The 15,519-nt window shown below is 46.9% G+C and carries 9 protein-coding genes; 1 reads left to right on the top strand and 8 read right to left on the bottom strand.

Translation table 11 applies throughout. From position 1 onward, the window contains the following. The first annotated feature begins 22 nt into the window (after nucleotides 1-22). Nucleotides 23-1,213, top strand: coding sequence for a glycine C-acetyltransferase (kbl, locus tag CS948_RS00465; RefSeq protein ID WP_099290038.1), 1,191 nt, complete (start codon nucleotides 23-25; stop codon nucleotides 1,211-1,213). Nucleotides 1,214-1,276: 63 nt separating this feature from the next. Here kbl and CS948_RS00460 read toward each other — a convergent pair whose 3' ends face one another. From CS948_RS00460 to CS948_RS00425, 8 genes are read right to left on the bottom strand one after another with little or no spacing between them, the layout of a single operon-like run. Further along, nucleotides 1,277-2,515 carry a thioredoxin fold domain-containing protein gene (locus tag CS948_RS00460; RefSeq protein WP_099289841.1) on the bottom strand — a complete coding sequence of 413 codons (1,239 nt, stop codon included), beginning with the start codon at nucleotides 2,513-2,515 and terminating at the stop codon, nucleotides 1,277-1,279. A gap of 7 nt (nucleotides 2,516-2,522) precedes the next feature. Further along, nucleotides 2,523-3,797 carry a DUF255 domain-containing protein gene (locus CS948_RS00455; RefSeq protein WP_099289840.1) on the bottom strand — a complete coding sequence of 425 codons (1,275 nt, stop codon included), beginning with the start codon at nucleotides 3,795-3,797 and terminating at the stop codon, nucleotides 2,523-2,525. Between the two features lie 27 nt (nucleotides 3,798-3,824). Continuing rightward, on the bottom strand, nucleotides 3,825-5,999 hold the full coding sequence (locus CS948_RS00450) for a zinc-dependent metalloprotease (RefSeq protein WP_176554844.1): 2,175 nt from the start codon (nucleotides 5,997-5,999) through the stop codon (nucleotides 3,825-3,827). A 15-nt stretch (nucleotides 6,000-6,014) separates the two neighbouring features. Next, complete coding sequence (locus tag CS948_RS00445; RefSeq protein WP_176554843.1) at nucleotides 6,015-8,264, bottom strand: zinc-dependent metalloprotease; 2,250 nt, start codon at nucleotides 8,262-8,264, stop codon at nucleotides 6,015-6,017. A gap of 12 nt (nucleotides 8,265-8,276) precedes the next feature. Next, nucleotides 8,277-9,782, bottom strand: coding sequence for a PKD-like family lipoprotein (locus CS948_RS00440; RefSeq protein ID WP_099289837.1), 1,506 nt, complete (start codon nucleotides 9,780-9,782; stop codon nucleotides 8,277-8,279). Nucleotides 9,783-9,797: 15 nt separating this feature from the next. Beyond that, nucleotides 9,798-10,583, bottom strand: a complete 786-nt coding sequence (locus CS948_RS00435) for a DUF4843 domain-containing protein (RefSeq protein ID WP_099289836.1) — start codon at nucleotides 10,581-10,583, stop codon at nucleotides 9,798-9,800. A 15-nt stretch (nucleotides 10,584-10,598) separates the two neighbouring features. After that, nucleotides 10,599-12,038 (bottom strand): RagB/SusD family nutrient uptake outer membrane protein, encoded by a 1,440-nt coding sequence (locus CS948_RS00430; RefSeq protein ID WP_099289835.1) that lies wholly within the window; start codon nucleotides 12,036-12,038, stop codon nucleotides 10,599-10,601. Nucleotides 12,039-12,066: 28 nt separating this feature from the next. After that, a complete protein-coding gene (locus CS948_RS00425; RefSeq protein WP_099289834.1) occupies nucleotides 12,067-15,519 on the bottom strand; it encodes a SusC/RagA family TonB-linked outer membrane protein in 3,453 nt (1,150 codons plus the stop codon).

Below are 15,519 nucleotides of genomic sequence, written 5' to 3'. Positions count from 1 at the left end.
AACAAACATTAAAATTAGCGATATGTACGGAAAATTTCAAGACTTTTTAAAGACTGAATTACAGTCGATAAAAGACGCCGGCTTATACAAAAGCGAAAGAATTATCGTGACCCCGCAAGATGCGGAGATTAAACTTGCCACGGGAGAAACAGTGTTAAACTTTTGTGCGAACAACTATTTAGGACTTTCTTCCAACCCGACGGTCATCGAGGGTGCCAAGAAAGCATTGGACAGCCGCGGTTACGGTATGTCTTCTGTACGTTTTATTTGCGGAACTCAAGATATACACAAGGAACTGGAAGCTAAAATTTCTCAATTCTTCGGCACGGAAGACACGATTCTCTACGCCGCTTGCTTCGATGCTAATGGCGGGGGATTCGAACCATTGTTCGGACAGGAAGATGCCATCATCTCCGATGAATTGAACCACGCTTCCATCATCGACGGAGTTCGTCTTTGCAAAGCCGTACGTTACAGATACAAACATGCCAACATGGCTGACCTAGAGGAACAATTGAAGATTTCTCAAGCTCAACGCTACCGCATCATCGTTACCGACGGTGTGTTCTCCATGGACGGGGATATCGCCAAGATGAACGAAATCTGTGACTTGGCTGAAAAATACAACGCACTCGTAATGGTTGACGACAGCCACGCTGCCGGATTCATTGGTAAGACTGGACGCGGTTCAGCCGAACACCACAATTGCATGAACCGGGTGGATATCTTCACCGGAACCCTCGGTAAAGCTCTCGGTGGTGCCATGGGCGGATACACGACCGGCAAGAAAGAAATCATCGACATGCTGCGTCAACGTTCAAGACCTTACCTGTTCTCTAACTCCTTGTCCCCGGCAATTTGCGGTGCATCTATCGCCGTATTCGACATGCTGACAAAGAGCACCGAATTGAGAGACCGCGTGATGGACAACGCCAACTACTTCCGCGCTAAATTGACGGAAGCCGGATTTGACTTGAAACCGTCCGAATCAGCCATCTGTGCCTTGATGCTTTACGATGCAGTGCTTTCACAACAATTCGCTGCCGAACTGCAAAAAGAAAACATCTACGTTACAGGATTCTACTACCCGGTTGTACCGAAAGGACAAGCCCGCATCCGTATCCAATTGTCAGCCGCACACACTCGCGAGCAACTGGATCGTGCCTTGGCTGCCTTTATCAAGATCGGTAAGAAACTCGGGGTCATCAAGTAAACGAGATTATCTTATATACAAAAAGGGCGTGATTATGCACGCCCTTTTTTCATTACCCGCTTTTTAATTGCCGTATTCCTCTTTTATCCTTTTCACTTCCGTGTAAACAAAATCCCCCTGACTCATGGACTTGACAGCTAAGTCGATGTATTTTCTACCCTCTTTCTTCTGCCCGGACAAGAAAAGTATCTCCGCATAATACGCCATCCCTACCGCATCTTTTTCGTCCAACTTCTCTTTCAACCATTTCAAGGCTATATTTCTTTGTTCCCGATTCTGTGCCTTTTTCCCCAATTGATGGGCGTACGATCTTGCCAATGTACCGTTTTCCTGTTCCCCGTATATGGGGATTAATTCCAACAAAGCTTCCAAATACAGATCGTCTTTGCGGTATCTTTGGGCATAATACATTTTCCGGTTAGATACCATTTCTTTAAAATTCTTCTCTAATGAAGGGTATTTCACACACAAGTCGTTATAAATACCGTCCCATTCCGGCATTCTAGCGGAGTCATTCACGAGAGGCAGAACCATTTCCCGCTCGATAAGCCCCACCACTTTTTTCTTGGCACTGCCTTCCCCCAGAACGGCATCCACTTCTTCCGGGTGTTCCAGAAAGAACCTAAAAGTTTCATCCCGCGTACCGGACATGAAATCATTGGCATAACGGATTCCTTTCTCCAAAACCCGCTCCTCGGGAGTAATGGTCTGCCAGAAGACATTGGCGACCTTCATGGCATTCACCCCATCCCGCCGCATGGCGAAATCAATTGACAGGTCGTAGAGAAATTCCACGTCCCGTTCTCCCGCCTCAAATGCACGTAAACGGGTGTACAACTGTTGCTTCTCGTCCAAAGCATTCTTTCCCAACTCGATAAAAGCACCGGCATTATTCGTCGCTCCCGGCATGGAATGCACAATCTCCCCTTTGGAATTAAAGAAAAGTAAAGTCGGTACACTCTGTATCTTGTAGGTCTTTTGTATCTTTTCCGCTTCTTGATACCATGCTTTGACATACTCGTCATCGTTTGCCGTTTTATTAAGTTGTAGCTTCACGCAAACAAAATGCTCGTTAAAAAAGTTCCCGACTTCCTCGTTCGGGAAAACGGCTTGTGCCATGGCTTGACAAGGTCCGCACCACGTCGCCATGACATCCATAAAGATGTATTTATTCTCTCGTGTTGCCTTTTTCACGACCTCTTCCCAACTCATGCTTTTATCAAACCGGATACCTTTATTCTCTTGGGCAATTGTCCCCACCGGAAACAATAAAGCCAATAACACGAGCACTTTAAACCTCATAACTGTTTTAATTAATTTCATTCATCACTTGCTTTAAAAACTTCATTTCCCGGGCATTTTTCTTTTTCATTTCCATTGCCCTCTCGTGTAGTTTACTCCCTTCCTCGGTCAGCTTCAACGCCGTGTTCACGCATTTCAACCCTTTCCCCTTTTGTTTGTTCAAGAAAAGGATATCCGCGTAATTCAACAACTGATAAGCGTTCGTTTCATCCAACGTGCGCTCCAGCCACTCGAGGGCAATTTTACCCGCTTCTTTGTCTTGAGCCTTGCGTCCCAATTCGTACGCGTAATTAGGAATCAACACCTCACTCCCTTCCTCCCAACAGATAGGCAACAACTCTTTCAGCGCGGCGGCACAAAGCCCATCATTATGATACCGTTGCCCGTATCCTAATTTCCGGTTCAATAACATTTTCCGGATACTCTCTTGTTTCTTCGGGTATCTCTCCGTTAATTCCCGGTAAAGCCCGTCCCAATCGGGTATATTCACGGAATCCTTCATCAGCGGATTGATGTATTTCGCCTCGATTGCCCGTATTACTTTCTGATCCGCCACTCCTTTCCCGAGTACGGCATCGACCCGCTCCGGATGATCCATGAAAAGAGGGAGCATGGCGTCGTCAACACTCTCGAAAAAATCGGCGGCATAACGGATACCCTTGTCCAGTAACCGTTCTTCCGGGGTTATCGTCTGCCAAAAAGTATTACCCACCTTTCTCGCCATCACCTTATCGCCCAACATCAAGAAGTTCACGGACAATTCATACAGGAACTCCACGTCACGCTCCCCTGCCTCGTATTTTTTCAAACACGTGAATATTTGCCGGTTCTCGTCCAAGGCTATTTTGCCCGCCTCCACGAAACGCCCGGCATCAGGCATCCCGCCCGGGATGATATGCACCAACTCCCCTTGCGGGTTATAGTATAAAGACGTGGGCAACACCTTGATTTTCGCTTTCGTGCATATATCGTTCACCTCCTTGTGCCAAGCCTTCACGTACTCGTCGTCCTTGGCGGTTTTGTCCGTTTGCAATTTGACGCAGATAAAATGCTCGTTGTAGAAATCTCCGACCTCCCTTTGAGGAAAGATATTCTTAACCATAGCTTGACAAGGTCCGCACCACGTGGCCATAACGTCCACGTAGATATATTTATTCTCCCGCGTGGCCTTTTCAACCACTTCCCGCCAACTCATGCTCTTGTCAAAGCGGATTCCCTGTTCTTGTGCCCTCGTAAGGCCCGGCATACAAAGCACCAATGCAATAATAATAATCAATTTCATACGTTTCTTTTTTTAATTTACAACATACTATAATACATCCTCTATTTTAGTTTTATAACTCATCCAACTCTCCCGTTCCACCCCGCCAACCGTTCCGGACAAGGCTTGTTCAATCCTTCCGTGCAGTTTACGCAAATGCACCCGCAAAGCTACCGACTCATTACTTTTGGCATACCCTCGCGCAACTTTCCCAACGATCTCCAAGTAACGCAACCGCAAAGCCTTCATACAAGCATCTTCATGTCCCGCATCAACCCATATAGCCCGATACAGACCGTCTAAAAATTCATCTGCCGTGTAGGGGGAATCCTCCCCGGACATGATGTTATTCAAAGCAAACCGGCTTATACTTGTTTCAAATAAAAACTCAAGCACGGCGCTTTGCCAACTTGTAATCATTTCTACCGGATCGATTCCGGCTTTTCGGATTAACGCCGAACGTATCAACCATTGCGGCGTGGCAAAAACCTCCCGAACTAGAAACTCCATCGCTTTTTCCTGTCGCTCCCGTCCCACGGGGAAAAGCACGGGTACATACGCACAAGAGGCTTCCGGTCGGACCTCCATACCGCCAAATTGCTGAAGAACGGGCAACACGGTAGTGTACAATACTCCTGTTTTCTCTCCGGCGTGTCGTACCCATGACACCCACCCCGTCGTGTCACGCTTGCCCGCGAACATCCGCTTCACGTTCTCCAAAGTGTAGCCCACACTCGCTATCGGATCATCTCCTTGATTCTCTAAATTAGCAACAGCCCGTGAATTGTCACACCACCGGAACTCCGGTCGTGCCATATTTGCCAACAATGCCGCAGCACATTCCTTTTCCCCGTAACGATATCCCCAATTGATCGCCCAACAATCATACTCCCCCACCACGGGAAACATACCCGCCATTCCGACCATATCTTCCGGCTGTGCCACCGTGTTCAGCATGACACCCCCCATGATAGAGGATGACATTTCCCCAACTCTATCCCGCAAATTCTCCACGGGAATCCATGCAGAGGCAAGCCTGTTCGGCAATAACCCCAAAGCTATACCTACCCTTTGTCCTACCGTTACACGGATCAGATTACCCGTGATTTGTTTCTCCGTTTCCCCGGAATGATCTCCCGCTTTCCATAGAGCACTCCTTGCGATCCATTCGTATCTCAAAGAATCCAACACTTGCGGCGACCAATGCACCCGGGCTTGTACAATTTGCCCGCTCCGGGGATCGACATTCACATCCACGACCTCTCCCCGCAAGGAATCCTGATAAAGAATTACCCCGCTCAACGACGATATTTCCCGCGACAGTTCTCCCGGCAATTCCCGTGCAACGATAGCATTCTTGAATCCGGTAGCCTCAAAAGCCCGCTGCCAGTCCTCGACAGCCCGGACAAAATAAGGTCGCCAACAAGCAGGAATCGCGGGATCGAGATAAAACACTATCGGCTCGTGAGGTTCCATCAACTTCCCCTGCTCGTACGCCCCCATGTCACGAGGCTCTAACGCCCATCTCCTCACAACATGGCGAGTACGCACGCCCGTACTCTCATCCTTAAAATAATCGTACGAAACAGAAGAAAACCCCACTCTCCTGTCTCTTTCCCGTGCTTGCCACGGGACATCCGGTAACAGGAAGAACGTGGTTGTCACCGGCATCCCGGTCATTTTATCTCCTTCCCGTTTCCACTCACGACGTATGGCAGGCATTTCCCGCATTACCGTGCAATAGAAACGATCATTCTCTCCACGAAAACGCACAATTTCCTTTCCCTCGCCATCAAACAACGGTTGTCCCCCTTTCATCATCCCCGTCACATCTATCACGATATAATCGGAAGATTCATTCAGAATCGGGCAATTCATGGCAGGCAACTCCACCTTGCCACGGGCTAACAATCTCCTCATCCCCGGAGAAGTTTCTCTTTCGTCAAAACGATAATCCGGCAGATACACATCCACCTTCCCGGCTTCCCCCGGTCTGAAAATGACGGTTCTCTCCTTTCCCCATCGGCTCCCCGGCTGATAGGTACGATTCTCGTGCACTGAATCCAAACGACTCACGACCAAAAAAGTCCTTCCCAACATCTCCCGGGGCATTTCCAACAGACATTTCTCCCCGGAAGCGTACACTCGAAAAGCAGACGCATAACCATCACCGATGCACAACACCCGGATAAGCAACAGAATACAAAATATTTTCCGATACATACAATACATCTCCTTTTACTTTAAAAACCTATTCATACGCTGAATCAAATCCCGGCAATAGACACCGAATCGCTCGTCCGTGTTTGCCACACTAACTTGTTTCAATTTTCCCTGCATATCTGCCATATACCCTTTGTAGAATCGGATTGCCTGCGGCCCGCCTCTCGAACCGTAAGAACTGACTTGCCGCAAGAAACTGTGTTGCAAGTTCTGCCTGTAAACATCCGGCATCTCTCCCGACAACACGTCTTGCCAGATGATCCGATTTAAATCCTCGAAAAAGTCCGTCCGTGTATAATTTCCAACGGAATCCCTCTCCGGTAAGCCACTCCCTTTGCCAACCAACATCGTCAAAACCCCGGTTTGCACCAATTCAATGAAACGTAACGGATCATTCTCCACTTTTCCCGACAACATCGGTTTCAACAACCATTCGGGAGTGGTAAACACCTGTTCTCCCAGAAACATCATCGCCCGACGCTGATACTCCCTCTCCACCGGCGTTCTCTCTGCTTGTTCCTTCTCGTCATAATTTACATAACTGCCGCCCACGATATTCACCACCTGTTGCATGTAAAAATAAAACTGTCCCCGGGGTACATTTTGCTCTCCGATAAAGATGATCCGGTCATACATATTCCGGAAAGTCGTGTAACTGCCATCTGCATCCGGGCCCCACCTCTCCAATTGCTCCAACACCCGCTTCAAATTGGCTATCCCGTAAGTATTCGCTTCCACCAAATCATCCCCCAAATCTTCCGATTGGCAACGGGGATCTCCCGAAGTATTCTGTGCCCCGAACCATTGTCCCCACTTCTTTTGCTCCTCTCCGACCCTAGCGGACACGTGCGCGTGCTCTTCCTCCAATGTCTTTATTTTCGGGAACAAACGATAGCCCCATTCGATAGCCCAGTAATCATACGTGTTTATCCGGGGAATCAAATTTTTCCGCTCGATGCCGTCCCCGGGTTGTGCCACATAATTAAACCTCGAATAATCCATAAGAGAAGTGGAAATACCGTTTTCCGTCAACCATTCGTTATCCCGCAACTTCTCCACGGGCACAACGGAACTCGCCCCCATGTTATGAGTTAGTCCCAACGTGTGTCCCACCTCGTGCGAAACAATCACCGACAGCAATGTACCCAACCATTCATCCGAAATCCCTTCCGTGAATACCCCCGGATCACTCGCTCCCGCCTGCATCATGTAATTCCCCTTCAACCACTCCACCAACCCGTGTCCCCACTGGATACGAGCGTGATATATCTGCCCGCTCCTCGGGTCGGCATACCGTTCCCCGAAGGCGTTTTCTTCCGGGAGCGGCTTATACACGATAGCCGCCCGACAAGACTCCAACGTCCAAGTCGAATCGGTCGACGGTGCCACCCTCGCCTCAATGGCATTTTTAAACCCGGCTCGCTCGAAAACGGGCTTCCAGTTATTGATTGCCATTTCAATATAGGGAACCCATTTTGCCGGAGTCAACGGATCAATATAAAACAGAATAGGTTCCCGAGGTTCCACGAGTATTCCCTTCTGATACTTCTTCATATCTTCCGGGCGGGGTTCCAACCGCCAACGGGAGATGCAATACGCCTCTTCCTCTTTCGCCGTCGTATCGTCGCATACCAAATGCTTGCTCCTGAAATACCCCACCCGCTGATCTTCATAACGAAGCCGCATCAATTGCCCGGACATCAAAAACAGACAACTACTCGCCTGTACCTGCCCTCCCTTTCTCTCCCGCCAACCGACAATCTCCATGCAATCCGGATGAGAAATGATTTTCAGTGTCAGGGTCCGCAATTTACCGTCTACCATCCCCGTGTCGCTCACCACCCACGACGTGATATCCAAACGCAAAGCCTTCCCGTTGCCGCTCTCCTCACTCTGAAAATCGGCAATCTCATGAGGAGCCTTAGGCAGTCCCGTCATATTGGAACCCGCATTCTTACTCATCACCGCTTTCTGTATCAACACCATCCTACCATTCTCTCTCTCCCGCAACTGCAAGATTCTCGGCTCTCCGGACATATCCCCCACTTGGGCGTAATAACCGTTCCCCACCGCCGCGATCTGGTTCACCAGCAACCATTCCCTCCCCACGAGAGATGCAGACAATTCCCAAATCACCCGATCTCCTTCCCGGTATATCTTGAAATAATCTTTCTCTTTCCCCTTACCCGCCGAAAAAACAGGCAGCAAGAGGAAGAGAAGGAAGGAAAACCAGAATGTTTTCCTCCCCGCTACACAAAACGTCATTAAATTCATAAACTATTTTTTGTACACGATCTTCTTTATCTTCCCGAAATCGGTTGCCAACAACTTAGGCTCTGCGTCTTTCAAATCCCCGGTATTCACCAACGTGAAAGCATAGAGCGCTCCCTTGCTCCCGTTATACGTGGCGGCAGTCAGGTTCAGCCCGTCGTTTGTCGGCAAGACTATAGAAACCACCTCTTCACCCGCCGAGAAAGCATAAAGCAACCGGGAAGTATTCGCGTCTGCGTCATACAAGCGAATTTCGTTTCCATTGGCATAATATATCTGCTGCCTACCGTACGGGGACACAAACACCGGACTATCTTTCATACCGGGACACGCCTCTTCGCTAATAACATGAAAAGGACCACCATTAAATCCTACTCCCGCCATCGTATAACGTATCACGTAAGCATTGTCCGCATCCCGAAACACCATATTATAATAGTAATTTCCCGCACCTCCGGTCGGCATTCCGATCAATTCCCAATCTTCATCTACTTTCGCCGCATTAAACAAGGTATCTCCCGCAGAAACATAAACACCTCTCACATCCGTAAAAACTACGTTAGTTGCTTGGTACCGGGAATAAAAACGGTGATTCACCTCGTCAAAATACAAAATCCCCATCAATTGCCCCCTGTAATTCATTCCCGAACCGATAAAGGAAGCACAACCGGTTTCCAAACCATCTGACGCAACCATAGGTTCTCCAAATAAAGTTTGCCCCTGATCTTGATGCATCCGGTAAACCTTTCCATCATTTATCAAAACAAATGTAGAATTCTTCTCGATATAATTTGCCAAAACCTGTGGACGAACAACTTCCGGACGCATAGCAAACATCTGCTCTATATCGGCAAGCACCCGACAAGAACGATAATCTATCACGTATCCCCAATCTTCTCCGAAAATCATCGTCATATTCCCCGCGGCAACCTTCCCGTCCGGAGATGAATACCCGCTAAAATCGACCGTAAACAAATCCGTTACATTCGGTTTCAACACGACTTCCGGGTTTACCTCCGAGAATATACGATGAAACACAGTATCCGTCGATGTGTTGTAAAAACTGATATCCGAATGATTGTCATATTGCTCCACGACAAAATAACCGGGCTGATAGTTCGTCCGCACCTCCAATTTCATCCCCTTACGATAAGTGACACCCGTGTTATTATCCGTCACCTTAAAATCGAACGGGTAAGAATTACCGGAAGCATAATCAACCTGCTCGGCAAAATCCCGTTCCGTGGATAATACCACATTCACAGAATCCGAAGAGGTAGGAATAGAAACCACCCACTCGTAACTCAAGTTTTCCTCATTCTCTTCCAAAGCAAAAGAGAGTTTGGGAGATACTTCCAGTACCATCCCCTGTTGCACAGATACGATTTCCGGTAAATCAATCGAAATCTCATTTAAATCCCGATAAGAATAATTTCTCTTATCCTTGTAACACGACGCCAAAAGCAATACGCCCAGCATCCCGATAAGACTATATCTAAACCAATTTTTCATACTTTCGTGTTTAAATTAAAAAGTAACTTGTTCCCCATTTTCATCCAGCATCTTTTCGCCGGGATGTTCTTCTTGCCACAATTGTAATTCACGACGCATACGCAACAAGTCATCATACATATAATTTCTATCCGCGGGGGACACCGGTTCTACACCCCAGTATTTCCCCAATTTCTCGTACATGAAATCAAACTTCACCCGGCTCCAATCACCAAAAATACCGCACTGTGACCAATAAGGCGGCTCCGACACCAAGTTGGAAAACTTCAACTCGTAGCGCAAAGAAATCAAAAATGTCTTGTCGTCCGATACCGTATCCCCGAACACCCGTGCGGGAAATTCTTCGGAAGGTTCAAGCACGAACTTGACAATTTTCTCTTCGTCACCCAAATTCTTTTTGAGTAACAGCACCTTCGGGGTAAATGAAACCGCATTGGCAGGTAACACGTTATCCTCAATTATAAAATGCTCGCCTTCCACGGCAGTGCTTCCCTCTCCCGCAACTAAATTCACTTCACGATCGTAATCCACGGGCTTCCCCATCAAACGAATCTCCGGAAGTTCAAAAGTATGTTCCTCTACCCCCGGGAAAAAATAGAACGAATAAAAACCGCTGAATATCTTGTTGAACTCGTCCATGTCAAATTTATTCTGTTTAATGACAGTTCCCGTTCCGTAAAACCACACCCCCGCATCATAAGAAGCTCCGGGAATCTTGTCATCATCTTCACAAGCGGCAATAATCCCGAATAACATCACCGCCAACATGATTCGTATATTATATAACGTTTTCATTTTCATAACTGTTCTTGTTGATTATTCTGTAACTCCACGCCTTAATTCAAGCTCTTTCTCCGGTATGGGGAACACGTAACCGGGAGTCGCAACATCCACGTATGTTTCTTGATCGTGTTCCAATACCTTCGTTATATTCAACCGCTTATAATAATAGAATAAATGCCCTTCACTGAAAAATTCTTTCTTGTACTCGTTCAGAATCTCGTTCCGGAACTCTTCGTCCGATATGGAATCTTCTAGCTTTTTCAATCCCCTGTTCACCAAAACCTCGTTCAGATAAGCACGCCCTTCCGCCGTGTTACCACAACATTCGGCGGCGATATAATACATCTCAGACCAACGCATCAAAGTAACCAAATCTCCCCTGCTGGCAACACCCCCGTTATACCTATAAAATGTATACTTCTGACCGCCCACCTGATTAGTTTCAGTAAGGTACCACAAGTACGTGAACCGATAATCCGTACTTCCCCCCGACGTTTTTCCATAAAGTTTTTCGATATCTTCCACATCATTAAGCAAGCCATTTCGATCAAGCCCTACTCTTTTGTTGTACACGTCTTTCAAATTAGTTTTATTCAAAGTAAATATACATTCCGTGTAAAATGCAACATCCCTTGATTGCAAATCTTTACAGTCCACCAACGGATCCATAAACCTGAATTGTTGCGACTCTATCACTTTTTGGGCATACAACAAAGCATTTTCCGTGTCCCCCTTCCAGTGGTAAACCCGAGCCATCGTCGCATATACCGCCCAACGGTTAAAATGAGAACGGCGACTGTTCAACCAACTATTCTCCACGGAAGACGAATACATATTGTCTACCGACAACAAACTATCCGCCTCCTGTAAATCCCGAAGAGCCAACCCGATCACCTCATCCTCCGTATTAAACAAAGGCCATTCCCGCCCGGATAGTTTCGTCACGTAAGGAATCGTCAATTCATCCCCAGCCAACGCATACGGCTTCCCGAACAACCGCATCAAATCGAAATGCATAAAAGCACGGACGCCTAACGCTTCCCCCTTTATCATCCGGTAATTGTCATAAGTAAATACCGATTTGTAATTTTCAATCTGTTCCAACAGGCTATTCACGTTAGCGATAACATTATAACCTTTGCTCCAAATATTATCAATCACACTGACAACTTCAGACCCCTGATAATAATTGACTTCCCCCAGATCTTTTCCTAAACCACTGACATCATAAGTGTCGAATATTTTAAAACGCCGAGCCAACACATCCAGATAAGTCATACTCAGTATATCCCCGTACAAGGCATCGTCCGTCATTAGGTAATACACACCCGCCATGCCGTCCATAAATCCCTGTTCCGTCTCGAACATCTCGTAATCGATCACTTCCGTCTTCGAGGGTACATCCAACCAATCGTTACACGCCCCCAAAGAAAGCCCGAAAACCAACACGATATAAAAAATATATTTCTTCATAATCTACCTTTTTTATTTTTCACAAACACTACAATCTAGCCGACAGCGTAAACAGGAAACTACGATTGAACGGGTAAGACGTACCGGACTCCCGCTTCATACTTGAAATACGCAATACATTCTGCATCGAGAAACTCACGCTAAAACGGTCGCTGTTAATAGCCTCTTTGGAAGTATCATTCACTTTCTGCACGGCCTTGTTCACCAACCGGTTCAACCAACGCTCCACCAGAATACCCGGGTCAATCGTCAATCCCGTAATCTCGAACGAATTTGCTTTCTGCACGAAACGAGAAGTCACTTTCGTCGATTTTTCCGTACGCGTATAACCTTCCAAATCCACCAATCCTTTATAATCGGCAGGTTTACCCGGTTCCATCCAACGATCTTTCAACACCCGTTTATCCATATTTTGTTTCAAATTGAAATTCTCCACTTTACTTGCCAGCGTACTGTTATACAACACACCTCCCGTGCGGAAAGTCAACCCGAAGTTCAATCGGATCCATTTGTATTGGAAATTATTATAAATCGTGAAGTTCAATTTCGGTTGCATATCTCCCATATACACCATATCCTCCTGTCTCCACACGTAAGTTTGCCGCCCGTCTTTCGTCAGGAATACCTCGTAACCGTTACTCGCATCAATTCCCAAAGAACGCACGGCATACAATCCGCTCACGCTGGCACCTTCCACGTATTGAAGCACCGGAGTCGTAGCTCCGTTTGTTATCTGTTGATTCAAGGCAGCTTGATTTTGTGCTTTCAAATTATCCGTGATCTCCAACAATTTATTCTCGTTATGATAGAATGAAGTAGATACAGACCAGAACAACTCTCTCTTGGGTGCTTGAAACAACACCACCCGAACCCCCAAATCGAATCCCACGTTCTGGCTCTTACCCAAATTATCGTGATAAGAATCAAAACCATTGGAAGGAACCGTGGAAGTCGACATGATTAAATCATCCGTGGTCTCCCGGTAATAATTAAAGTTCGCCGTCACCCGTCCATCGAACAATCCCAAATCCACACCATAATTCCATTTTTGCGTTTGCTGCCACTTCAATGCCGTGTTCCCCAACCCCATCAACGTGGCAGGGATAAAATCAAGGTACCGTCCGTCCGTTTGATACTTGTACGTCGTGGCTCCCGCGTAAGCCGGGAAATTCACGCTTCCGGTAAATCCCCATGAAACCCGGAACTTCAACTGGCTGATAACATTCTGCCCCAGCATAAATTTCTCGTTATGGAAATTCCAACCGATACCGACAGAGCCCAAATCCCCGAATCTTTTTTTCCGCCCGAACACGGATGAACCGTCCGCCCGAATAGAACCATCCAACAAATAACGATTACCGTAAGCATAACTCAAGTTCCCGTAAAAACCCGCCGTTCGTTTCATACTATAACTCCCGGACGGTTTCGTGTTACTGTATTGCAGCCCGAACAACAAATCATCCAAGCGGTCATTCGGGAATCCTTTAACCACCAACCCGAAAGAATTGGACTCATCGTGATTCAACTGCGCTCCCGCGGAAATATAAATCGTGTGATTCCCAAAGTTTTGCCCGTAATTCAACGTGGAAGTCAGCTGCCACTTTTTCGTCTTTCCATTATTCTTGGTATAAGATCCCCTTTCGGAAAAAGCCGACGTGAAAAATTCGGACGCCGTTCCCGGTATGAAATTATCCCGTTCCGTTGTCCCGTGTGTATAGGTAAACGTCGTGTTCAACTTCAAACCTTTCACGAAAGTCACTTCCGACCAGAACTCGTTACCGATAGAAAGACTGGAATTTGTATTCACCATATGCAAATGGGCATTCCAAAGCGGATTCTTCTCGGCAGGGGTATGGGATGAAGAGATTAAACCATTACTCCCCTCCGTGGGATAAATATCCACGTATTTAGTGACATTACCGTTCTCATCCTTCGGTAGCCAGTAAGGATTCATCCGGGCATATTGACCGAAATCCCCGTAAGGTGATTCCGACCCCTTGGAAGAACTGATCTTTAGCGCATACTGGAAACTTAATTTCTTATCCAAAGTCGTGTACTTTACCCGGACGTCACCCCCGAGTACATTCCGGTAAGAACCTTTCATGATACCGCCGTTATTGGAATAATTCACCGTTCCCTGCAACAACACTTTTTTGGTCCCGTAAGAAACCCGCGCTGTATGGGAATGAGTAAATTCCGTACGCAAAGGTTGGGACAACCAATATGTATTAATGCCTCGGGCTACATTGTGTTTGACCAAGTTGTGCAAATCATCCAACTGCTTCTGTGTCGAAAAATCACGGCTACGATAGTAACCACCAATCTCCTCAACCTCCAACTTTTGCTTGGCATTCATCAAGTTGAAACTAGATAAATCCGGTATATTCACTCCATAAGTACCCGTGTAAAACACTTGCGTTTTTCCCTCTTCCGGCTGAATCGTTTCCACAACCAATACCTCGTTTGCGGACTTGGAACCGTAAATCGCTGTCGCAGCAGCATCTTTCAACAACGTGACTGACTTCACGATATTGGGACTCATGTCAAACAAAGTCTGCAAATCGGACTCGAAACCGTCAATAATAATCAACGGCGGGTTGCTGATATACCCGTATTCGCTCTCCATGTCCGTCTGCATGATACTGTTCGTACCCCTCAACTGTACCTTCGGCAACACGTTCGGGTTGGAACCGTTCACCACGTCGTCCGGCATCTGGAACGAGGCATCCAACACCTTCAAGGCACTCAGAATACTCGTTTTACTGATCGCGCGGATATCCTCTCCCGTGTATTGAGTCGCGGCACCGGTAAAGTTCTCTTTCGGACGGGTAAAAATACCGTTATTGATTACCGTCACCTCCTCGATAGCATAGGCCAGAGAATCCAGAATCACGGTACCCATCTCCGATTTTGCCGTCAATGTCTTTTTCTCGTAACCGATAAAACTAAATTCGATCTTACTCCCCTCGAAAACATCCGTCAGCATAAAATGCCCGCTGGTATCCGATGTCGTACCCCGGTATTCGCCCAGCACTTGAACTGTCACCCCGGGAATCGAAACGTTCTTGGCATCCACCACCCGACCACGCACTCGTTGTATCACCTTTTTGGCAACCGGGGTTGCTTTTGCTTTACTTACCACGATAGCACCACTCTGAAACTTCCATTGTAATTTCGTTCCTTTCAACAACTCGTCCATCACCTCGCTAATCGAAGCATCCTTGAACTCGTAATCTTTCCGGGGAGCATCAGGCAAATCCTCTTTCAGATAAGTAAACCGATAACGTGTCGTTTCCTGCAAGTGCTTGAACACCTGCTCTACCAACACCGACTTCATACTTAGCGTCACGCGCTGCTCCGTCTGGGCGGAAAGCATCCCCGGACACCAAAAACTACTCGCAAAAATGTAAAAGATTAGAAAAAGACCCTTCCAAACCATCTTTTTTCGTCCTTTCCTTCTCATAAAATGATTTTTTTTCAT

This window comes from Butyricimonas sp. Marseille-P3923 (assembly GCF_900184685.1).
Taxonomy (GTDB): domain Bacteria; phylum Bacteroidota; class Bacteroidia; order Bacteroidales; family Marinifilaceae; genus Butyricimonas; species Butyricimonas muris.
This window is presented reverse-complemented; position numbering and strand designations above follow the sequence as displayed.

Coding starts and splice junctions, on each gene's coding strand:
- kbl (WP_099290038.1), top strand. CDS start 23: ATGTACGGAAAATTTCAAGACTTTTTAAAGACTGAATTACAGTCGATA.
- CS948_RS00460 (WP_099289841.1), bottom strand. CDS start 2,515: ATGAGGTTTAAAGTGCTCGTGTTATTGGCTTTATTGTTTCCGGTGGGG.
- CS948_RS00455 (WP_099289840.1), bottom strand. CDS start 3,797: ATGAAATTGATTATTATTATTGCATTGGTGCTTTGTATGCCGGGCCTT.
- CS948_RS00450 (WP_176554844.1), bottom strand. CDS start 5,999: ATGTATCGGAAAATATTTTGTATTCTGTTGCTTATCCGGGTGTTGTGC.
- CS948_RS00445 (WP_176554843.1), bottom strand. CDS start 8,264: ATGACGTTTTGTGTAGCGGGGAGGAAAACATTCTGGTTTTCCTTCCTT.
- CS948_RS00440 (WP_099289837.1), bottom strand. CDS start 9,782: ATGAAAAATTGGTTTAGATATAGTCTTATCGGGATGCTGGGCGTATTG.
- CS948_RS00435 (WP_099289836.1), bottom strand. CDS start 10,583: ATGAAAATGAAAACGTTATATAATATACGAATCATGTTGGCGGTGATG.
- CS948_RS00430 (WP_099289835.1), bottom strand. CDS start 12,038: ATGAAGAAATATATTTTTTATATCGTGTTGGTTTTCGGGCTTTCTTTG.
- CS948_RS00425 (WP_099289834.1), bottom strand. CDS start 15,519: ATGAAAAAAAATCATTTTATGAGAAGGAAAGGACGAAAAAAGATGGTT.